This is a genomic window from Candidatus Nitrosopumilus sp., assembly GCF_040878665.1.
Lineage (GTDB): Archaea > Thermoproteota > Nitrososphaeria > Nitrososphaerales > Nitrosopumilaceae > Nitrosopumilus.
In genome coordinates this window covers 1-19,408 of sequence record NZ_JBBDLU010000002.1, presented here as the reverse complement: position 1 = coordinate 19,408, position 19,408 = coordinate 1, and the positions used below count along the sequence as shown (strand labels likewise).

26 protein-coding genes are annotated in these 19,408 nt (G+C 33.1%); 9 read left to right on the top strand and 17 right to left on the bottom strand.

Going from position 1 to position 19,408, the window contains the following annotated elements:
* Window positions 1–139: 139 nt before the first annotated feature.
* The 5 genes from WDZ98_RS01285 to WDZ98_RS01265 all read right to left on the bottom strand — a co-directional run bounded on the left by WDZ98_RS01285 (window position 140) and on the right by WDZ98_RS01265 (window position 3,557).
* Complete coding sequence (locus WDZ98_RS01285; RefSeq protein WP_368058358.1) at window positions 140–619, bottom strand: Hsp20/alpha crystallin family protein; 480 nt, start codon at window positions 617–619, stop codon at window positions 140–142.
* A 132-nt stretch (window positions 620–751) separates the two neighbouring features.
* Entirely contained in the window at window positions 752–1,408 is a 657-nt protein-coding gene (locus WDZ98_RS01280; protein ID WP_368058360.1) for a protein-L-isoaspartate(D-aspartate) O-methyltransferase, read from the bottom strand.
* 43 nt (window positions 1,409–1,451) lie between these two features.
* Window positions 1,452–1,847, bottom strand: a complete 396-nt coding sequence (locus tag WDZ98_RS01275) for a DUF6659 family protein (protein WP_368058362.1) — start codon at window positions 1,845–1,847, stop codon at window positions 1,452–1,454.
* A gap of 148 nt (window positions 1,848–1,995) precedes the next feature.
* Complete coding sequence (locus tag WDZ98_RS01270) at window positions 1,996–2,916, bottom strand: transcription initiation factor IIB family protein (protein WP_368058364.1); 921 nt, start codon at window positions 2,914–2,916, stop codon at window positions 1,996–1,998.
* Window positions 2,917–3,134: 218 nt separating this feature from the next.
* Window positions 3,135–3,557 (bottom strand): universal stress protein, encoded by a 423-nt coding sequence (locus WDZ98_RS01265; RefSeq protein WP_368058366.1) that lies wholly within the window; start codon window positions 3,555–3,557, stop codon window positions 3,135–3,137.
* 101 nt (window positions 3,558–3,658) lie between these two features.
* On the opposite strand from WDZ98_RS01265, the gene WDZ98_RS01260 reads away from it, so the two are divergent.
* Entirely contained in the window at window positions 3,659–4,339 is a 681-nt protein-coding gene (locus WDZ98_RS01260; protein ID WP_368058368.1) for a VIT1/CCC1 transporter family protein, read from the top strand.
* A gap of 4 nt (window positions 4,340–4,343) precedes the next feature.
* Here the strand turns inward: WDZ98_RS01260 and WDZ98_RS01255 are convergent, their stop codons facing one another.
* From WDZ98_RS01255 to WDZ98_RS01245, 3 genes are read right to left on the bottom strand one after another with little or no spacing between them, the layout of a single operon-like run.
* Complete coding sequence (locus WDZ98_RS01255; RefSeq protein ID WP_368058370.1) at window positions 4,344–5,246, bottom strand: malate dehydrogenase; 903 nt, start codon at window positions 5,244–5,246, stop codon at window positions 4,344–4,346.
* 16 nt (window positions 5,247–5,262) lie between these two features.
* Window positions 5,263–5,694 (bottom strand): universal stress protein, encoded by a 432-nt coding sequence (locus WDZ98_RS01250; protein ID WP_368058372.1) that lies wholly within the window; start codon window positions 5,692–5,694, stop codon window positions 5,263–5,265.
* Between the two features lies 1 nt (window position 5,695).
* Window positions 5,696–6,040 (bottom strand): hypothetical protein, encoded by a 345-nt coding sequence (locus WDZ98_RS01245; protein ID WP_368058374.1) that lies wholly within the window; start codon window positions 6,038–6,040, stop codon window positions 5,696–5,698.
* Between the two features lie 94 nt (window positions 6,041–6,134).
* Between WDZ98_RS01245 and WDZ98_RS01240 the strand changes: the two genes are divergently transcribed.
* Window positions 6,135–7,001: a CBS domain-containing protein gene (locus WDZ98_RS01240; RefSeq protein WP_368058376.1), complete on the top strand. Its 867-nt coding sequence runs from the start codon at window positions 6,135–6,137 to the stop codon at window positions 6,999–7,001.
* Between the two features lies 1 nt (window position 7,002).
* Here WDZ98_RS01240 and WDZ98_RS01235 read toward each other — a convergent pair whose 3' ends face one another.
* Complete coding sequence (locus WDZ98_RS01235) at window positions 7,003–7,434, bottom strand: universal stress protein (protein WP_368058378.1); 432 nt, start codon at window positions 7,432–7,434, stop codon at window positions 7,003–7,005.
* Complete coding sequence (locus WDZ98_RS01230; protein WP_368058380.1) at window positions 7,431–7,862, bottom strand: universal stress protein; 432 nt, start codon at window positions 7,860–7,862, stop codon at window positions 7,431–7,433. The genes WDZ98_RS01235 and WDZ98_RS01230 overlap by 4 nt, the downstream gene beginning before the upstream one ends.
* A 111-nt stretch (window positions 7,863–7,973) precedes the next feature.
* On the opposite strand from WDZ98_RS01230, the gene WDZ98_RS01225 reads away from it, so the two are divergent.
* The gene (locus WDZ98_RS01225; protein ID WP_368058382.1) at window positions 7,974–8,420 is read left to right on the top strand and encodes a cyclic nucleotide-binding/CBS domain-containing protein; all 447 of its coding nucleotides are present in this window, start codon (window positions 7,974–7,976) and stop codon (window positions 8,418–8,420) included.
* 113 nt (window positions 8,421–8,533) lie between these two features.
* On the opposite strand, the gene WDZ98_RS01220 is transcribed toward WDZ98_RS01225, so the two are convergent.
* Window positions 8,534–8,761: a hypothetical protein gene (locus tag WDZ98_RS01220; RefSeq protein ID WP_368060899.1), complete on the bottom strand. Its 228-nt coding sequence runs from the start codon at window positions 8,759–8,761 to the stop codon at window positions 8,534–8,536.
* Window positions 8,762–8,763: 2 nt separating this feature from the next.
* On the bottom strand, window positions 8,764–9,225 hold the full coding sequence (locus tag WDZ98_RS01215; RefSeq protein WP_368058386.1) for a cyclic nucleotide-binding/CBS domain-containing protein: 462 nt from the start codon (window positions 9,223–9,225) through the stop codon (window positions 8,764–8,766).
* Window positions 9,226–9,412: 187 nt separating this feature from the next.
* Between WDZ98_RS01215 and WDZ98_RS01210 the strand changes: the two genes are divergently transcribed.
* Window positions 9,413–10,705 carry an APC family permease gene (locus WDZ98_RS01210; RefSeq protein WP_368058388.1) on the top strand — a complete coding sequence of 431 codons (1,293 nt, stop codon included), beginning with the start codon at window positions 9,413–9,415 and terminating at the stop codon, window positions 10,703–10,705.
* A 3-nt stretch (window positions 10,706–10,708) separates the two neighbouring features.
* Here WDZ98_RS01210 and WDZ98_RS01205 read toward each other — a convergent pair whose 3' ends face one another.
* Window positions 10,709–11,089, bottom strand: coding sequence for a hypothetical protein (locus WDZ98_RS01205; protein WP_368058390.1), 381 nt, complete (start codon window positions 11,087–11,089; stop codon window positions 10,709–10,711).
* A gap of 163 nt (window positions 11,090–11,252) precedes the next feature.
* On the opposite strand from WDZ98_RS01205, the gene WDZ98_RS01200 reads away from it, so the two are divergent.
* The 3 genes from WDZ98_RS01200 (at window position 11,253) to WDZ98_RS01190 (ending at window position 12,314) form a co-directional block, all read left to right on the top strand.
* Window positions 11,253–11,390: a hypothetical protein gene (locus tag WDZ98_RS01200; protein ID WP_179372614.1), complete on the top strand. Its 138-nt coding sequence runs from the start codon at window positions 11,253–11,255 to the stop codon at window positions 11,388–11,390.
* Between the two features lie 48 nt (window positions 11,391–11,438).
* The gene (locus WDZ98_RS01195) at window positions 11,439–11,951 is read left to right on the top strand and encodes a hypothetical protein (RefSeq protein WP_368058392.1); all 513 of its coding nucleotides are present in this window, start codon (window positions 11,439–11,441) and stop codon (window positions 11,949–11,951) included.
* A 66-nt stretch (window positions 11,952–12,017) separates the two neighbouring features.
* Window positions 12,018–12,314, top strand: coding sequence for a hypothetical protein (locus tag WDZ98_RS01190; RefSeq protein ID WP_368058394.1), 297 nt, complete (start codon window positions 12,018–12,020; stop codon window positions 12,312–12,314).
* Here the strand turns inward: WDZ98_RS01190 and WDZ98_RS01185 are convergent, their stop codons facing one another.
* Window positions 12,315–12,908 carry a response regulator gene (locus tag WDZ98_RS01185; protein ID WP_368058396.1) on the bottom strand — a complete coding sequence of 198 codons (594 nt, stop codon included), beginning with the start codon at window positions 12,906–12,908 and terminating at the stop codon, window positions 12,315–12,317.
* 327 nt (window positions 12,909–13,235) lie between these two features.
* Between WDZ98_RS01185 and WDZ98_RS01180 the strand changes: the two genes are divergently transcribed.
* Both WDZ98_RS01180 and WDZ98_RS01175 read left to right on the top strand, forming a co-directional pair.
* Window positions 13,236–13,544: a hypothetical protein gene (locus tag WDZ98_RS01180; RefSeq protein ID WP_368058398.1), complete on the top strand. Its 309-nt coding sequence runs from the start codon at window positions 13,236–13,238 to the stop codon at window positions 13,542–13,544.
* Between the two features lie 480 nt (window positions 13,545–14,024).
* Window positions 14,025–14,315, top strand: coding sequence for a hypothetical protein (locus WDZ98_RS01175; protein ID WP_368058400.1), 291 nt, complete (start codon window positions 14,025–14,027; stop codon window positions 14,313–14,315).
* A gap of 71 nt (window positions 14,316–14,386) precedes the next feature.
* On the opposite strand, the gene WDZ98_RS01170 is transcribed toward WDZ98_RS01175, so the two are convergent.
* From WDZ98_RS01170 to WDZ98_RS01160, 3 genes are all read right to left on the bottom strand, one after another.
* Complete coding sequence (locus WDZ98_RS01170; protein ID WP_368058402.1) at window positions 14,387–15,994, bottom strand: cation:proton antiporter; 1,608 nt, start codon at window positions 15,992–15,994, stop codon at window positions 14,387–14,389.
* Window positions 15,995–16,408: 414 nt separating this feature from the next.
* A complete protein-coding gene (locus WDZ98_RS01165; RefSeq protein ID WP_368058404.1) occupies window positions 16,409–16,699 on the bottom strand; it encodes a hypothetical protein in 291 nt (96 codons plus the stop codon).
* Window positions 16,700–17,812: 1,113 nt separating this feature from the next.
* Window positions 17,813–19,156 (bottom strand): dicarboxylate/amino acid:cation symporter, encoded by a 1,344-nt coding sequence (locus WDZ98_RS01160; protein ID WP_368058406.1) that lies wholly within the window; start codon window positions 19,154–19,156, stop codon window positions 17,813–17,815.
* Window positions 19,157–19,408 lie beyond the last annotated feature (252 nt).

The window sequence follows — 19,408 nt, the reverse complement described above, 5'->3', positions numbered from 1 at the left end:
GATGATTTTTTGATTTCTGTAGATTGTTTTGTTTGAAGTTTTTTTAGATTATCATCATCAATCACTACTGCAATTCGTTTTGACATAAACAAACATGTCATTTTATCCTTGCATATCGGCGGTAAAAAATTAAAAAAGATTATTGAACCTTTATTGTTCGTTTTTTCTGAAGTGGTGTTGGTTTTGATTTTGGTAAAATAATTTCCAATACACCATCAGTGAGTTTAGATTCAACTTTTCCTTGGAGTATTTTTTCAGGTAATGGAAGAATTCGATCATAAGATACTTCACTGCGTTCTTTTCTAAGATAGTGCTTTTTCTTTTCTTCAGATTCTTCTTTATGTTCTGCATGAATCTCCATAGCATTATCAGACACATTTAGAACAATGTCTTTTTTTGTAACGCCTGGCACATTCATTTTTACCCGAAACTGTTTGCCCTCATCAATCATATCACATGTAGACTCTTGAATTTTTGGAAAAGATGGAAAATCCATTGTAGGAAAAGAAAAAAATGATTTTTCCAAATCTCTTCTAAAAGTGTCAAAAACCCTGTCAAATTCGGAAAAACTTGGTACTTGGGGCAAAGATGCCAATTTTTTTACAGGTTTTTTTGCCATGGGTAAAAGAGCATGTAGAAGATTATCAATTCAGTGGTAGATTTTCACATGTGAATATCACATTAGAAAATAACCTAGACAGATTAATTTTTGAAAATCCCTGATTTACATAATTCCAAAAATTTTGGATTTTCATTTCTTACCAAATTTTCCCAGCAAAGGAACAAAAACATAATTTGGTTGATTTTTTATTTCTATAATTCCTTTAGAAGTCTTTTGTAGTAAAATTAAGGATTGTGAAGTATTTCCTACAGGAGCAAGTAAAAGCCCATTTTCATTTAATTGTTCAAGTAAAGGCAGAGGAACTTCTGTGCAAGCAGCAGTGATTATTATTCTATCATACGGTGCGGATTTTGGATATCCAATACTACCATCACCTAAAATTACATGAACATTTTCAATTTTTAATTTTTTAAGATTTTCTTTTGCGAATTTTACTAATTCTGGATGTCGTTCAATGGAGTATACGGTGCCAGTTCCTACCAAATATGATAGAATTCCACTTTGCCAACCAGACCCAGTACCAATTTCAAGAATATTTTGTCCATTTTTGACATCTAACCACTCAGTCATTCTAGATACAACACCAGGCTGAGAGATAGTCTGGTTTTTCATTATCGGTAATGGTTCATTGTAATATGCATATGCTAGATCAGATTTTGGAACAAATTCATGTCTTGGAATATTTCTAAACGCAGTTTCCACATGAACATCGGTTAGAAGTCTTGAATTTCTCAGATAGCAGATCAGATCATTTAATGCTGTTTGATATTTTTTTTCTATTTCCATTTTGATGTCCCCAACTTGTTATGTTATAATCATGATAAGAATTTTAGAATCCTTGAAACTCAGACCATTGTTTTCCTAATTTATCAATTATTTTCCAACCAAGTCTATCGATATTAACATGAGGTTCAGCAACAACTAGTATAATGTATCTTCCAATAGGAAAACTCATCATCACAACCTTTTCTCGTCTTGAAGAAGAGTACTTTACCCTACCTAAATTAGCATCAAAGCCTTCTCTATTTGCTACTCTATGTGCCAATTCCTGAAACATTTGTCTCCTTCTAGAATCATTTTCAAGAAGAATCAGTCCACTCTTAACATCACCTAAAATTAATTCACCGTTACGATCAATCAGACCACAAAATCTAATTTCAGGTTCTAACAAAATATCTTTTATTTTATTTTTAATATCTTCAATTGGAAATTCGGGATCAGACACAGTTAAGATACATCTTCAGGATATTTAAGATAATCAAATCCAAGAGAATGCAATGAGATATTACAATTCCTATAATGTTTGAATGTGAGTTTTATCATAAATTTAATTAAAAAGTCATCAACTAATGTTAAATTAACTCATCAATCAACTACAGATTCATAATTTTGAGAGTTTTTGTTATCAAAGAAGCCCTGTTTCGAATTGTAACATCACTTACTCCAGATTCTATTGAGAATTTCTTTTGACTGAGTTTTTCACCATTCATAATACAAGAGAGATACAACGAAGCAGCAGCTTGACCTACAGGATGTTTTCCGGCAGTGATCTGTTCGGATTCACAGCGTTTCAGTATCTCAAATGCATCTCGCTTGGTTTTTTCTCCCAAATTCAGATTATTTGAAATTTTTGAGATGAACGAAGTTGTATCATATTGATTAAGAGTTAATCCAAGTTTTTTTACAATTGTTCTCAAATCTCTAGAAAGTAGTCTTCTCTCCACATTTCCAGCAACTGCAATATCATCCAAAGTTCTAGGAATATTGTGTTCCCTACATGCAGCGTATAATGAGGCTGAAATCAGGGAAGCCAAGGTTCGTCCTCTAGTTAATTTCGCATGAACTATTTTTCTGTAAATGTACGCTGCAGTTTCAACAACATTGTTTGGTAGTCCCAACTTTGTTTTCATACCATTCATTATAGTGAATGCCTTGCTAAAATTAGCAGTTTGTTTAGATTTACTTCGTTGATCCCATGTACGTAATCTGTTAAAATCATATTTTGTTTTACTAGATAGTGATTTTCCAGTCGAATCTTTATTTGTACCAATTATGGTTGATAGTCCTCTATCATACATTGTTAACGATGTTGCAGGACCAGTTCTTGCCAAATTCATAAAATCTTCTGAGGAATAACCATTATTTTCATACGACATATCAGACATACTGTCCACTAGAATAAGACCGCATCCCCCGCAAATAATTTCTCCACGTTCAGAATCAGTTATTGCAGGATAGGTTTTGCAAGTGTCTAGTTGACACTTTACATCATAATCATTTGAATAATTTACCATATACTGTTAATTATTATTACCATTCGTCAAATAAAAACAAATTGTAATAGGTAATTTTTGAATACAGTTGAAACATTATCAACGTAAAATACCGGAATAATTAAGTAAAATAACTACTAATTGACGTTACACATACACCATATTAAATGTTATATGAAAAATTAATTTAATGAATTAAAAATATAACGCAAGTAAAAAATATTTGAAAAAATATTTATCTATTTTACAATCAACACTGGGACTTTTGTTTTGTGCATAACATAATTTGATGTGCTTCCAAGAAATGCTTCTTTTGCTCCACCCAAACCTCTAGCTCCAATCACAATCAAGTCAAATTTTCCTTTCTGAGCAAAATTAGATATTTCAGAACCAGTGTTACCACCACCAGTTTTGTATTTGAATGTGGCACCAGATTTTTGAGTTTTGTTCATTGCAGGACCTATAGCTTTTACTGCTTTTTTCTGTGCGTCATCTTTCATTTTTTGTGTGTATTTTACTCCTGCTGCTAGAGGTAAATGAAATACATAGAATCCAGTAATTTCAGCATTACATCCCTTTGCAATATCTATTGCAGTATCCAATCCTCTCATCGAGTTTGATGAACCATCTAGAGGTACCAGAATTTTCTGAATTTTTGACATATTTGTTGATTCATGTTATTCAATATAAGAAACAGTGTTGATTTTCAATATTGAAATTATTCATGTTAATTAATCAAAGCAATAACAAAAAAATGTAACAAATGAAATGGCATTTTGAGGAATTTATTTACGGTTCTATTGATGGAGCTGTAACAACTTTTGCAATAGTTGCAGGAGTAGTAGGTGCAGGACTATCACCAGGAATAATTCTAATTTTAGGATTTGCTAATTTATTTGCAGATGGATTTTCAATGGCTGCGGCAAACTATCAATCTTCAAAGGCCAGAAATGAATACATTGAAATGAAAAGGAAGCAAGAAGAGTGGGAAATTGACAATCTTGCAGAACAAGAAAGAGAAGAGATTAGAGAGATTTATGCCAAAAAAGGATTCAAAGAAGAATTACTTGAAGAAGTCGTCAAAGTAATTACTTCAAAGCGAAAGGTTTGGGTAGATACAATGATGAAAGAAGAATTAGGACTGATAGAAGGAGATAAGCGTCCTTTAGATAGTTCATTAAGTACATTTTTTGGATTCAATGTTATTGGATTAATTCCATTAATTCCTTTTATGATCTTGATCACGATAGGAGTTGATTCAAATTATGATGCATTCATGTATTCAACAATTTTAGTAGCATTAGCATTTTTCTTGGTTGGATCTATCAAGGGAAAGATTGTTAAAAAATCAAAAATTAAATCGGGTTTATTTACGTTAATTATTGGTGGAATTGCTGCAGTGTTAGCGTATTCAATTGGATATGCATTAAACTCTATACTGTAAAAATTCAGATAGATTGAATGTTATTTCTGATAGTTTGTGCTGAAATTTTGAGTGAATTTTGTTCAAATTCATCAAGTTCTATTTTTTGTATTTCAATAACGCCATTTTGATTAATTTTTACTGGAACCCCCATGGCAACATCGGATTCGCCGTATTCCCCTTCAAGAACTAAAGATGCTGAAATTGATAATTCTTTTGCATTAGTTATAGAATCGATGACATCATAAGTGTTTTTGGCAATACCAAAGTGTGACCTGCTCTTATGACTTCTCAGTATTTTCCAATAATTTCTAACATCGTTTGTGATAGAATTTTTTTGATTGTCATCAAGCATTGAAAGTAATGGAATTCCATCAACAAAACAATTAGAAAATACAGGTACCATAGAATCCCCATGCTCACCAAGTACCATTGCATCAGTAATTGACGATTGTTGAACAGAGAATTTCTCTGAAATAAAATAGCGAAATCTGCTGGCATCTAGACTAGAAGCTACTCCAATTACTTTGTATCTGGAAAACCCAGTTTCTTTTTGAAAAAAATATGTCAAAACATCAAGAGGATTAGAAATCAATAAAACTATTGCAGAAGGGCAATAATGTTTAATTTTTTCTGCTATTTCTTTTATCATAATTACTTGTGATGTAATATTTTCAGTTCTATCTGTAGTGTATGATTCTACACTAGCTGCAATTACAACAACAGTTGAATCAACTAATTTAGAATAGTCATCAGTTCCACGAATAGAAAATTTCGAGGTTGAAGGAATTGCATTTGCAATATCTAAAGATTCACCAATGGCTTTGTCTTTGTTACGGTTGATTAGTAAAACATCATCCAGCGCATTAGATACACAAAGAAATGCAATAGATGAGCCAACACGACCACTTCCAATAATTGAAATCAAGTCAAGTACAACCAGATTATTTTACAATCAAAACAGGACAACGGGTTTTCTGAGACACACCATTTGCCACACTTCCTAAGAGAACTTTATCAAAACCAGTTCTGCCATGAGATCCAATAACAATTAGATCGTGTTTTCGTGTTTTTGCAAACGTCACAATGTCATTAACTACGGATTTTGAAGTAATAATTTCAGATTTAACAATAACGTTATTTTTTTCAGCAAATAATTCTAGTTTTTCAATATATTTTTTGGTTACCTTACTTTGTTTTTTAATTAATTCTTTATCTGCTCTTGAATCATAATATTTGTGATGCCAGGCATCCCCTTCAAGGCAGGTTAACAAAGTTACTTTAGATTGATATTTTTTTGCCACATCCAATGCCACTTTAAAGGCCCTAGTGGATTGATCGGATAGATCAAATGGCACAAGAATATTTTGAAACATGTCAAAATTCTTCCTTTTTACGAATACTTTCTCTTTGTCGATTATCATTATGTTTTGACAATTCGCCTTCCAATTTTCTGCTCAAATCATCAGCAATTTTTAGAATGTCCCATCCAGAAGCAGTATAAATAAGAGTTTTATTAGAAGTCTTCACAGACGCAGTCGCTTCATAATGGGTTCTTGAACCTTCAGGATTTTGATATTCTACCGTAATTTTTGCCTCAATAATATGAGACAATACCTGCTGGACTTTTTCCAAGGCAGCGCCAAACTTTGAAGAGAGAATCTCATTTGCAGGTTCATCTTTAGATAAACCAACCACGAATAAAGGAACTGGATCAACCATATCAAATGATGTAACCCTGAAGTAAATATATCTCTTAATGATTTTCAGGGTTGACATTTACTGATAAAAGTATTAAAACAGAGAATAAATGAAAATGAGATTAAAAGTGGATGTAAAAAAAATAAATCTGTCAGAGTTAATTACAAAACCGATTACAGTCAGTCCCAATACCACACTCCTGAAAACAAGAGAAACATTGTTAAAAAATAAAGTAAAAAGAGTGATCATAACAGATAAGAAAAAACCCATAGGAGTTATCACTGAAAAGGATATTGCAAAAAAAATTTATGAGTTGGGTTCAAACCCAATCGAGTCTGTAAAAGCAGCAGACTTTACATCTAAAAGATTATTCATTTTGACTAGAAAGAACTCTGTGCAGGAATGTGCAAAAATGATGAAAAAACACAGAATTAGTCTAATCATCATCACAAACAAAGATGGTAATTTAGAAGGAATTGTAACTGAGACAGATCTAGTAAAAGCATTTCTTACAAAAGAATCAACACCATGTAAAGTTGGAAAAATAATGAAACGAGATGTAATTACTGCAGCGCCTAGTGATCCAATATTACATGTTGAGAGTTTATTGTTAAAATATGGGATATCACGAATAGTCGTACAAAGAAATCAAATTCCAGTAGGAATAATTACTTTTAGAGACTTTGTTCCTGCAAAAATACCACAATGGATAGCAGAATCAGCAGATCCTAAAGAGGTCCAAGAATACAAGTACAAAAAGGGTTTAGAGGAAACACATTCAAATCAAATGAGCTATCTATTTCCGTTTCATGCTACAGACATCATGGCAACTAAACCAGTCACAGTAGAAAGGGATGATGATGTAAAAGTTGCCATAACACGCATGATCAAATATGACATAAGTGGATTGCCAGTAGTTAAAAACTCAAAACTAGTTGGAATAATTACAAAATCAGATATTGTAAATACATTGGCAAGTTAATTTATTTTACAATTAATAATGAACATGGAGAATACTGAGCAAGCTTATTTGAAACACTGCCTAGTAAAAATCGAGTAACAGTACCTAGTCCTTTGCTACCAACAATTATCAAATCACATTTTTCATTTTTTGCAACCTTCTCAATTTCAGAGACGATATTTCCTTTTTTCAGCAATATTTTTGCAGTGATTCCTTTTTGTAAAAGTGTCTTATTTGCTTTATCCAGAGTTCTAGTTCCAAACTTTTGAAGAATTTCAAGATATTCTTTACGATCTAAAAAATTGATTGGTAGAGGCTTTTCTATTACATACAATAAAATAATTTTTGAGCCAAAAGCACTAACTAAATCAGGTGCACGTTCTAACGCTTTTTCAGAATATTTGGAACCATCCAAAGGAACAAGGATTTTCTTATAGGAATCAAGATTACTCATTTTACAACTAAAACAGGTTTTTTAGATTTGTGTACAACATAATTTGAAACACTACCCAAGATGAATTCTTTTGCAGGACTTCTTCCTCGTGCGCCAATAACAACCAAATCAATTCTATTTTTAGGATTATTTGCAAATCTTGCAATATCATATCCAGGATCTCCAGCAATAGTCTTTCCAGTTAACTGGATTCCTCTTTTTGCTGCACGTAGTTTTGCTTCATCAAGTAATTTTTTTATTTCAGTCATTGAGTTAAAATCTAAAAACCCAAGAGGATGAAGAGCATATATTCCAGGCACAGATTTCACGGCTAACGCAGTGATTGTTCCATGAGATTGTCTTGCAATATGAATGGCCATATCTAGACCACGGATAGAGTTGTTGGAACCATCCAAAGGAACAAGGATTTTTTTAGTTGTGATTACCATGAGCCAATGTAATTCATTTTGAAGTTTAAAGGCTACAATGATTATCTTGATTGATTTTCAGCGATGATAATTTGGGATTTATCTAATATCATTGAAAAAATCATACAGTTTGTGAATAGCACATTTGTAAAGGACATAATGAGCAAAAATGCATTAACGGTTGAAAAGTCAACAACATTACAAGAAGCTGCACAGCAGATGAAGGAGTCAAACATTGGATGTGTCGTTGTAATGGATAATTCTAAACCAATAGGAATTGTCACTGAGAGGGATTTTGTAACAAAAATAGCGGCCGAAGGAAGGCCATTGTTTACCGAAATATATGAAGTGATGTCGTCGCCATTAATTACAATTGAACCAGGTGAAACAGTATGGGAAGCTTCAGAAACGATGAAAGAGAAAGGAATCCACAAACTACCAGTTAAAGATAATGATAAAATTATCGGCATAGTGACAACTACAGATATTGTGAAAATTGCCAGTGTAGGTTCTGATTCAGAAATGCGAAGAATTTGTGATCAAATTATTTTAAGAATGGAAAAAGAAGTTCCCAAATAGATTAATCTGTTCGATCTCTTAGTTGGTGACAATCACACAGGCATCCTTTATGGCAATGTATTCTCTTACAATCAGAACAGATTTTTTTATTCCAATAAGGAGCGGTGTTCACACTAGTACCTCTGAGTGACCTTAAAAGTTCCTTTTTTGATCTTCAATAAAATTCTCAGTAAAAAAATAGCCCAAGTAACCATTAAGATAAAATACAAAATACTTACGTCAGGGTCTTCAGAAATTACTTGTGAATCAATTTCTTCAGGTTGATCAAACGGTGTAACATATGCAATTCCAAGAAAAACGGGTATTGTTATTAGCACTATAATTGGAATTACCATTGACATTTCTAATTATAGGGACTAGTATTTGCATAAATTTTGGCCACTGAATGAAAATACATATCACGCATATCATCTTCTACGCAAACTGCAAGCAAATTCACAATATCAGTTGCAGTGATTATTCCAATCACATGGTCATCGTCAATAACGGGTAGTTTTCTTATCTTTCTATCATGCATTAAATCTGCTGCAGTTCTTACTGTTTCATTGGAGTTTATTGAAAACAGTGGGGAAGACATTATTTGTTTTACAGGAGAAGTGATCGGATACGCATGTGCAGCCACTTTTACGGCAAAATCTCTTTCAGTAACAATCCCAACAGGAGAGTTGTGTTCCATGACTATAATGGCACCAACTTTTGCATCTTCCATCATCTTGGCAGATTCATTCACAGTCATTGATGCATCTATAGAAATTACAGATTTGGTCATAACATCGGCAATAGTGATAGTTTTTGCGTTATCCATTACAAGTACAATATGTCATATTGGATATATGAGAGTCATCCAGAATATCAATTGTGAAAATCATGTAAGATAATTGAAAATGGATTTAAATTTATAGAATAGATTTTATGATAAATAAATTCAATTGTTATTGTCAACATCAGTAATTACAACTTGACTATTATCTTATAATGACAAAATATCAGAGATGTCAGAATTAAAACGTCACATGGGACTCTTCCACATCACCATGTATGGGGTTGGATTGATACTTGGTGCTGGGATCTATGTGCTAATTGGAGAGGCTACTGCATTTGCAGGGAATTCAGTATGGATTTCTTTTTTGCTTGGAACAATAGTTGCAATGTTTGCAGGACTCAGTTATGCTGAACTTACTGCGTTATTTCCAAAGGCAGCAGCAGAATATACTTTTGTAAAACATGCATTCAAAAATAATTTTCTTGCTTTTATCATAGGATGGCTAACTGCAATAACTTCAATGATTACAGCCGCCACAGTATCTTTAGGATTTGGTGGATATTTTGCACAGTTTATTGATTTGCCAATAACAGTTTCTGCCATTTTGTTAATTGGAGTTTTATCAATTGTGAATTTTATTGGAATAAAAGAGTCTGCATGGGCAAATACAATTTTTGCAATTATTACTGCTGGAGGCTTGATTCTGATAATATTTTTAGGGATGACATTTGAAACCACAGAATCTATCGATTATTTTGAGATGCCTAATGGGACTATAGGAATTGTTCTTGCGTTTGTTTTGATCTTTTTTGCATTTATTGGATTTGAAGACATGGCAAACGTTGCAGAAGAAGTAAAAAAACCGAAAAAAACACTGCCTCGTGCAATCATTCTATCTGTTTTAATTACAGGTATCATCTACATCCTAGTTTCACTGTCTGTTGTTCGCATCATAAACTGGGAAGAGTTAGGACAATCAGCAGCACCTCTAGCAACAGTAGCTGAAAAATCATTAGGTGTTGAAGGCAGTATACTACTATCTGCAATTGCATTATTTGCAACTGCCAGTACAGTTCTCATCACATTGGTAGCAGGATCTAGGATATTGTATGGAATGGCACATAACAAATCACTTCATTTATCGTTAAGTAAGATTCATTCAAAGACAAAAACACCTTGGATAGCAGTTATTGGAATTTTGATCACGTCAGCAGCATTTACAATAATTGGAGACATTGTTATCGTAGCTAACATTACAGTTTTTGCAGTGGTGATAACATTTGCAATGATAAATTTATCTGTGATTGTACTACGATATACCGAACCTACATTGGAAAGAACATTTAGAGTTCCAATTAATATAGGAAAATTTCCAATTCTGCCCCTATTTGGATTTGGAGTTACTGTTTACATGGCAATTCAATTCGAAATGGAAGTTATGCTTGCAGGATTAGGAATAATAGTTGCTGGTGGATTATTTTATATAATTTTTAATAGAAAAAATATCGGTAAAACCAATTAGCATTTAATGTGCATGTGTAATATCAAATTTGGGTTTTTTCGAAGTGATAGATTTTGTTACAGGAATTATTTTATCAGCTAACCGTCTTATTTCACGTTCAGTCTTTTTTGGATATTTTATGTGTAAACATTCATGATATAATGTGTTTACAGTTTCAACCTTGGGTTCTGCTGCCAAGTGGGGATTCAGCCAAATAGTACCACATTCCTTTATGCATTCTGCCCAAACGGCAGTAGGTCGAATATTGTTTTTGTATACATAATTTGCAAAATGTTTTCGGTCATAAACTAATACTGGCTGTATTTTCATGTTCAAAATATTTTCAAAGGCGTTGAGTAGAGTTTGATGCCATTCTTTATCATTGGCAGAAAATTGAAATTTCACATCATAGAATAGTTTAAAGTTACTTTTTTAATTATCTATTAATCTTTGATTTGGAATTTTGTGTTTTCATATATAACAAACAAATGAGACAATCGTTGAAACTATTATTTTGTCAGCCCAAGTAATACGTATTCATTAAATATCGCATTTTTTTAGAAAGAGTATGTCAAACATGAAATGTGTATCATGTGGAATTAGTTTCTTTTCTCCAATGGGATCAGATAAATGTTCCAGATGTGCAGGAAAAGAATCCCAAGGACATGAAGGTCATGATTCCTGTGGTTGTGGACACAGCCATTAACTCCTTTTTTCTATAACTGCATATATTGGACAAATAGAAAATAAAATCATGATTAAAACATCAGAACAGATGAAGAGTCTAGTAGAAGATTTTATAAAAATTACCAATATCAATTATGAAGATCAGACAGAGAAGATCAGAGAGAAAAGCAAGATTATCGAATGGCAATTTCACGTAGGAGCTAACGTGATTGTCAGTAAAAATGCAAACAGAGAAGACAGAATACACATTAATGTAAACATGAGATTTCCACCACAGGATTCAAAATTACTTGTGATGAAAAATCAGGCGTTTTCAAAAGCAGTGATGGAGATTAGTGACATATGTACAATTTGTGGAGTAGGTCATCAATGGATGAAAGAGGGTGAAAACATAATGGGTTTGGCAATATTTTCACATGTTGATGAACAAGTACTAGACAGAATTTCATTTCATAATGCATGGGACAATGTTGCAAGAGTATCAGGCCACATTCAGAAGATACTTCGTTCAAATTTTAGTGGTTTTTCTGCACAAAACAGTACACCTGAGGAAACAATTGACAAGTCAATGTATGGCTAGACTCAAATTATTGCAAAATTTCATAATCGAAATGAACATACACTAGTAAAATCACTAAAAAATGAAATGATTTCTTTTGAACACAGAGTTCTCAGTGAATATAGAATAAAGATTGCAAAAATTGAAACACTTGCAAAATCAATAACGAACCACAAAGAACCGAAAGGAGACGAGGTCAAAGGTGCATCAGAGTTTTTGGATGTAATAATTAATGAAACAGACAAGTTTTATGAAAACAATAGTGAAATTCTGTCAAACAATGGCAAAAGACCTCACGCTCGTTCGCGTTTGGTAGAAACCAAAGAATGGAATTCAAATGTAGAGCGATTCTACGAAAAAAACCCCAAAAGATCTAGAAAATAATCAGAGCAGTTCAGATAATCTTTGAATGTGTGAAACATCGTTTTTTGCTGCAAGATTCAAGGCAAGCTGCATCTCGTTTTTGTATGCCACGATATTTTTTTCATCTTTTTTGATTATTTCACAATCTTGAATGATGGGCAATTTTTTAAAATTCTTGTATTGATCATATGTGAGAATACAAGTATATGATGTAGGATCTTCTTTGAAGGTGTATTTTATTTTGAAAGGCAATGTACTATTAGAAGTATCTAAGATTGTTTCAATTAAAGTATTTACATCAACAGGCTTGAAAATAATTTTTGTTGGGTTTAGTGATTCCAACTCATCATTCATGGATTGAGGAAATCCACCAGTAACAATCAAAACAATGGCAGTGGCGTATTTTTCTCGGATTTTTCTTAATGCATACAATCCATCATATTCAGGCATTTGTAGATCAAGTAAAACTACATCAGGATGAAGGACATCATAAAGTTCCACACATTCCAATCCATTGGAACCAGTACCTATAACATCTATCTTGTGAAATGCTAAAAGATCAGACATGGAAGATACAATATCTTCATTGTCGTCAACTATTATAACAGAAGTCATGATTTCCCATACCCGATCTGATTTGTAAAGATCATAAGATTAAACGATGTCTGTTTTAAAAAGAAATAACAGATCCTTATCAAGAATTCAATTTTTTAAAGGAATTTTTATTTTTTTATTAATGTCTATTCCACAATGAATGCAAAAATAAGACCCATTAGGAGTCCAATAGTGCTCACATTGTGAATCATCCATAACGTCAATAAAATTTCTAATTCATCATCAGCATAGAGTAAAATTCTATACAAAATACGAAAAAAAATCAACACGCGAGACTATTCCTACGAGTGAAACTAACTAAAATATCAAGAATACACCAAAGAATCTATGAACCCTTTGTTTCAGATCAGCACAAGAAGCTATGAGAAAGAAATTCTAATTGTAAGTAAAGCGTTGGAAGATTTAGAAACTGAGTGCAATATGAAAAACGGATATGTAATTGAAAACCCATTTACAAAATTTGGGTGGACCTTCTTTAACATTCAGATTAGCAAGGAGATGGCAGACCATATTGAAAAATCAGGTATGATGCAAGGTGCATTAGGATATAAAATTGGAGAACAGATGACTAATTTCATAGGTCACTATTTAGAAACAAAGGGGAGCTCGGTAAGAATCAAAAAAATAGATTATTGATAATTACTGGTAAAACAGAGAACTTTGAGAGTAATGTATTGGATTATCAGATATTGTTTTTGCATTCACATTTGCTTTGTTTAGCAAATCTTGGAAATTTTAACTTGTGACATACTTCACAGTACAGCTGGTTGGACACGATTGATTGTGATTGTTCTACTATTTCTCCTTTTTATAAAATGTGATAAGCATAAAATGTTATTCAGATTGACGAATGATGACGTTTTCGGCATTAACAAAATTTTTACAAGTCTCACAAAGCCAGTCTGTTCTATTTTCAGATTTTATCCATTTTGGTAGCCGTCGATTATTGCATTGTTTACAAAATAACGACATAGTTCTTTGTATCTGTACCTCTATTTGTACTGACGTAAGTAACCTAATCAATGTAATTCAAAACTCACTAAAAGACATTACATTCAGTAACAAAATCTCCAAGACAGATTGCATCTTAATTAACTAGTATTGGATGAGCAAAACATGTCAGATAAAGCAAATTCACTTCAAACAATTTTAATCGATATTAAAACAGAGTTAACTAATCAGATTTTGTCAGGAAGTAATGATGGAAAAAACATAGATACAGGGAAACTTGCTCTACAATCAAAAATTTTGAGTGATACGGTTATAGAATCAAATTTATCAGATAAAAATAAAAAAATGATGCAAGCGTTTGTCTTAACTCTAATTCAAGACAATACAACTGTAAGAAGCCTTCGATATGAAAAACAAGATCTTGAAAGAGTAATGTCCAATCTAAACGATTCCTAAAAACTCAATCCGTTTAGAAGAGAACAGCTCATAGATATTTTGTATTCAAATATTAAACATAATGAATAAAACTATGATTTTTTTGTTTCAGTTAATAAATTCATCAGTGCCTCACTTGTTACAATTCCAACTACTTTGCGAGAGTCATTTGGATCTACAACTGGAATCATATCAAATGGATGGGAGTTCATTTTTTGAATTACTGTAAACAGATAATCACCAGGTAGTGTTGTGTGAAATTTCCTATACATTACATCAGCAATAGTGGTGTGGTCTCGGGTGTTTTTATGAGATTTGTCTATTTCTTTTTTAGATACAATTCCTATTAAATTATCTTCATTATCAAAAACAAGAAAAGGTTTTTTGGCATCATTTGTTTTAGAAAAGTCCTTAATTGTAATATCAGGTTTTGTTTTAGAAAACGATGTATTGATTACTGCCATAGCTTGAGTGTCCGAAACTACTCTTCTAAAAAATATCGGAACAAGTCCAAGTTCTGAAGTTCCAACTTTCACATGGATTATTTTTTTTAATTTGCGTTGAAGTTCAACACTAGATATGATCATAGTCATAAGCGTACCTAAAACTAAAAGTGAAAATAGTTTCTCATCCATAATGTTTGCTTGCAATAAAGATAACATTAATGCCAAATCAACTGCACCTTTTGACATTACACCATATGCAACAGTTGTTGCAGGTTTCATTTTGGCTATACGTACTGCAATATATGAACTCAAAAACTTCACACCAGTCATGATGCTAATAAAAACTGCAATTATCCACCATTCTAATTCCAAGAATGCAAGACTGAAATGTAATCCAATTCCTGCAAAAAATATTGGAATAAAAATTCCATATCCGATTACGCTGATATTTTTTGAGATTTCATGATATTCCTCTCTATTCATTCTAGAAACTGCGATTCCCAAAAGCAGAGCGCCAATTGCACCATGAATTCCACTTATTTCAGCAAAATAGGCTACAAGTAAAATCATTCCAATAACTACTGCAAAATAAGCCTCTTGAGCATGAAGATGTTTTTTGAGTAGTCTGAAAAAACGAGGTAAGACAAACACAGACGCAAGTCCAGCAATGGCAAAAAAGATCAGCATCTTAGCAAATAACCAAACCATTTCAGTAATTTCTGGAAAATCAGAGCTTGTGTCGATCTGAATAAACACACTAACAAAAATAATTGCAATAAATTCAACAATCGCAGTTACTGTAAAAATTTCAAGACCAATTGTAGATTTTAGTTTTCCAAGTTCACTTAGTACTTTAGCTGTTACACCAAGACTTGACGCTGCAATTACACTTGCAATAGCAAATGATTGTATGAAATCCATATCAATTGCCAATCCAAAAAGACCTGCAACCAAAAAAGGTATTAAAAATGCAACAGCAGAACCTGCAAATATTTTTCCCCTCATCACTTTGAATAATCCAGCAATATCAATCTCTTCAAGACCAATTAGGAAAAACAAAAAGAAAACACCTATCGAAACAAAAAGTTCTATCGCTTCAATAGGATGAACAAGAGCCAAAAACGCAGGACCCACAATTATTCCTGCAAGGACATTTCCAAGAATTGTGGGTTGACCTATCCTATGAAGTAATTCACCTCCAAGTTTTGAGGCAATAACCAAGACAGCTATAAATAAAATTGCTTCAAAAGACATGACTATTTTTTATCCAGTCATTATTAGAATTAATTCCTTTATCCAATCATAGACAATTCCTAAATCAACCACCAGATTCCAATATTAAATTGTATCAAGAAAAAATCCTGATTCAATATTAATGCAAAAACAAGGTAGAATAGATTAAGAAAAACTAGTCAAGTTTGTAAGCAGTAAAAAATCCTGATCATATCATTTCAAACATTCAATTTAGAGAAGATCCGTATCTAGGTCTCTATAACTTCACAGAACCTAATTGAGCAAACTCTTTAAGCGAAATTGACGTAATACCAATAGCGTAGTGGTGTGAGTTTGCACATCTGCAAAGAAGGACTGAATTAACTACTCAGCTACGTGCAATTGTTTGTAGTTCAAAATATTCAGATCTAATATTTTTCTAACGAATCTATTTTTCTATAAACATGAATTACATGTTGTTTCATTAATCATGCTGTTTAGAGGTTTGAATTTATCATTACATGTTACACATGTGTTAAGTAAGATAACACCATTAATGACATTATGATTTCTTTGTTCTTCAATCAATGGTTCTTTCTCAGATTCAATCATATTTGATTTATAAGGAGTTGTTTTGACATTATTTTCAATATTTTTAATTTCTTCATCGATTTTATCAATATCTTCTATTGATAACGATATATTGAATTCGTCATCTTTAGTGATATTTGATTTATTATTTTTCAAAATATTTTTCCATCATCGCTAAAATTTTATTATTGAATACCAGATTTCCTTTAATTCTTTAATCATTACTTGATTCTTGAGAATTTGTTACTTTCTAAATGAGTTTTTTCGTGTTCGCGTACTTTATCAAACGTATACAGAGTTCCTTCCCAATTAAAACTGCAATCTTTACAATTATATTTCATTTAGTTGAATCCTCTGACTTCTTTTCGGATTCTTTGAATGCATTTACATCATCTACTTCGGTTTTACAAGAACCAAATTTCAATTTTTTAATTATTTTTTCGAACATGGTTATAACGCACCTATCATAGATATATACCGGTGTAATTTTTTGATTTCACGCCTGAATTTCTATATATTTTTTTAAAAAATCTAAATTTGAATACCAATATATATATTGGTTATTAATTTCTATATAGATATGGAAAATAAAGAAACAAACCTAACAACTGTAGTCGGTAACGATGACAAAAAAGAAGAGCCAAAGATAGAAGACTCTCCTAAATCAGACAAATAGAATTAACACACTATTTCCCATCTTTTACATGGGTAAACTATAATTTTACTAAACCAAAATTACAAATGATTCATCATCTAACATCATTTTCTCTGTAATTGATTCCTAAAACATACTTGATTGGTTTGAACATTTTGGGCATAGTGTTTGGAGATAATTTACTCTTGTTGATTTTCTGAAGTAGGAATTTACTGTAATCAACTAAAATATTTTCTAATTCATTTAATGGTGCTTTGATTAACTCTTCATAGGATTGGATGATAGAATCTTTGAAGAATTGTTTTAATCGATATTCATATTCTCTTTTGGTTACGTCTGCCAGATTTGACTCTGAAATTGTAATTATCTGTTCTCTGTTTTGTACTCAACAAGAAAATAGGTACATTTATGACTCATTTACTTTCAATTCACAGTAATTCGTTTACACGCCAAGAATTATTGACTGAAAGTTGGCTACGCATGGTTTTTACTTTGAGGACAAACAAAAGTATGAAATTCTACACTGTTCAATCTTTAAGGGTATTCTAAATTCTTTACAAACAAAAAACCATAAATCAACCGCATATTGAACAGTGTAGCCTACTGAACACAGATTATTTACTTTGTACATCGGCTGGCTTGTCAGCGTCTACCTCACTTGACTTTATCCTCTGATCAAAGAACAAACATGCTGTAAGATCGCCTGTAACGTTTATGACAGTACGCGTCATGTCAAGTATTCTGTCAACTCCTAGAAGAATCACGATTCCAATAGCGGGCACGCCAGCTGCAATCAATATGGTGGAAAGTATCACTATTCCAGTACCTGGGGCAGAGGGTGCACCTATAGATGCTGCTAGTGCAGTAAGCGTTATCAGCAGTATCGTGGTTACGCCAAGATCGATGTTGAAGAGTTGGGCAAGAAAGAATACTGCCACTATCTGATATAGTGCAGTTCCATTCATGTTTATTGTGGCCCCAAGAGGAATAACAAACTGGGCTACCTCTGGCTTTACCCTCATCTGCTCCTCGGCAGTCTTGATCGAGAGCGGCATTACTGCAGCAGAACTAGACGTGGAGAATGCAAGCAGTTGGGAGCTCTTCATTAAGGCCAGCATCTGAAGAAGTGGTCTTTTTGTGAACACCTTGATGATTATAATGTACACTAGCATTAACAAAAAGAGCCCTACTACAACGGTGATCATGTATGCTCCGAGTCCTGCAAGAGATGATAGTCCTACCTTTGCTGTGATGTCTGCCATGAGACCAAAGGCTGCAAACGGTGCAAGGCGCATGGCCCATGAAACCACCTTCATGGTTATCTTTTGCACCGACTCAAGAAGGGCCATGATCGGTTGAGAGCTCTTCTCCGGAAGGGAGATCATCGAGATACCGATTATCAGTGCAAATACGATTATGCTTAACATCTCACCCGACATGAATGCCATTAATGGGTTGCTTGGCACAATATCTACAATCCCGCGGGGGATATCGCGTATGCCAAGATCCGCATCCTCCACGGTGTTCACTTCGTCCTCGATACCAAAGCTTTTCTTTATCATGTCACTGTCAACAAAGCTACCTGGGGATATGGCCGAAACTATTAGTATTCCTATTACCAGTGCCACGATGGTGGTTACAACAAAATACACCATCACACCAATTCCAAGAGTCTGGAGCCTCTTCATATCGCCAGCTGATGTAATGCCACGTATTACCGAAGCAAAGATGAGTGGTACTATTATCATCTGTATGATTTTGAGAAATAAGTGAGCGGGAATGGAAAGCCATTCTGTTATTACCTCCATTACTTCCTTCTCGACAAGACCCATCTCGGGCCCTAGAATCGTCCCTACAATCAACCCTAAGAACAACCCTAACAGGACCTGCGCCCACAGCTTTGTCCTTATCAGGGTGGTTATGTATGGGTGCGGATACTCAAACGATCTTATGACCATGTGCTTATGTATACCTTTGTCATAAATAAATGAAAAACGGCAAATTGGATGCTGTCAAATCGGTGGTTGGTTACTCGCAAATTCTATTCATGATCAACAGACAAATTTACAGTATAGTTTATTGTCATATGATATTTGAATTCTCTTGTAAACCATACTGGTTGGGATTTATCTCAACTGATATTTCATGTGCTGATTTTGGTTTGTACGTTGTATGTTCTATTATGGATCTTCCCTTACGAAAATACTGAA

What these genes read in the sequence shown, in the direction of transcription:
- WDZ98_RS01285 (WP_368058358.1), bottom strand. Translation starts at nt 619, where the DNA reads ATGGCAAAAAAACCTGTAAAAAAATTGGCATCTTTGCCCCAAGTACCA.
- WDZ98_RS01280 (WP_368058360.1), bottom strand. Translation starts at nt 1,408, where the DNA reads ATGGAAATAGAAAAAAAATATCAAACAGCATTAAATGATCTGATCTGC.
- WDZ98_RS01270 (WP_368058364.1), bottom strand. Translation starts at nt 2,916, where the DNA reads ATGGTAAATTATTCAAATGATTATGATGTAAAGTGTCAACTAGACACT.
- WDZ98_RS01265 (WP_368058366.1), bottom strand. Translation starts at nt 3,557, where the DNA reads ATGTCAAAAATTCAGAAAATTCTGGTACCTCTAGATGGTTCATCAAAC.
- WDZ98_RS01260 (WP_368058368.1), top strand. Translation starts at nt 3,659, where the DNA reads ATGAAATGGCATTTTGAGGAATTTATTTACGGTTCTATTGATGGAGCT.
- WDZ98_RS01250 (WP_368058372.1), bottom strand. Translation starts at nt 5,694, where the DNA reads ATGTTTCAAAATATTCTTGTGCCATTTGATCTATCCGATCAATCCACT.
- WDZ98_RS01245 (WP_368058374.1), bottom strand. Translation starts at nt 6,040, where the DNA reads ATGGTTGATCCAGTTCCTTTATTCGTGGTTGGTTTATCTAAAGATGAA.
- WDZ98_RS01240 (WP_368058376.1), top strand. Translation starts at nt 6,135, where the DNA reads ATGAGATTAAAAGTGGATGTAAAAAAAATAAATCTGTCAGAGTTAATT.
- WDZ98_RS01235 (WP_368058378.1), bottom strand. Translation starts at nt 7,434, where the DNA reads ATGAGTAATCTTGATTCCTATAAGAAAATCCTTGTTCCTTTGGATGGT.
- WDZ98_RS01230 (WP_368058380.1), bottom strand. Translation starts at nt 7,862, where the DNA reads ATGGTAATCACAACTAAAAAAATCCTTGTTCCTTTGGATGGTTCCAAC.
- WDZ98_RS01220 (WP_368060899.1), bottom strand. Translation starts at nt 8,761, where the DNA reads ATGTCAATGGTAATTCCAATTATAGTGCTAATAACAATACCCGTTTTT.
- WDZ98_RS01215 (WP_368058386.1), bottom strand. Translation starts at nt 9,225, where the DNA reads ATGGATAACGCAAAAACTATCACTATTGCCGATGTTATGACCAAATCT.
- WDZ98_RS01210 (WP_368058388.1), top strand. Translation starts at nt 9,413, where the DNA reads ATGTCAGAATTAAAACGTCACATGGGACTCTTCCACATCACCATGTAT.
- WDZ98_RS01200 (WP_179372614.1), top strand. Translation starts at nt 11,253, where the DNA reads ATGTCAAACATGAAATGTGTATCATGTGGAATTAGTTTCTTTTCTCCA.
- WDZ98_RS01195 (WP_368058392.1), top strand. Translation starts at nt 11,439, where the DNA reads ATGATTAAAACATCAGAACAGATGAAGAGTCTAGTAGAAGATTTTATA.
- WDZ98_RS01190 (WP_368058394.1), top strand. Translation starts at nt 12,018, where the DNA reads ATGATTTCTTTTGAACACAGAGTTCTCAGTGAATATAGAATAAAGATT.
- WDZ98_RS01185 (WP_368058396.1), bottom strand. Translation starts at nt 12,908, where the DNA reads ATGACTTCTGTTATAATAGTTGACGACAATGAAGATATTGTATCTTCC.
- WDZ98_RS01180 (WP_368058398.1), top strand. Translation starts at nt 13,236, where the DNA reads ATGAACCCTTTGTTTCAGATCAGCACAAGAAGCTATGAGAAAGAAATT.
- WDZ98_RS01175 (WP_368058400.1), top strand. Translation starts at nt 14,025, where the DNA reads ATGTCAGATAAAGCAAATTCACTTCAAACAATTTTAATCGATATTAAA.
- WDZ98_RS01170 (WP_368058402.1), bottom strand. Translation starts at nt 15,994, where the DNA reads ATGTCTTTTGAAGCAATTTTATTTATAGCTGTCTTGGTTATTGCCTCA.
- WDZ98_RS01160 (WP_368058406.1), bottom strand. Translation starts at nt 19,156, where the DNA reads ATGGTCATAAGATCGTTTGAGTATCCGCACCCATACATAACCACCCTG.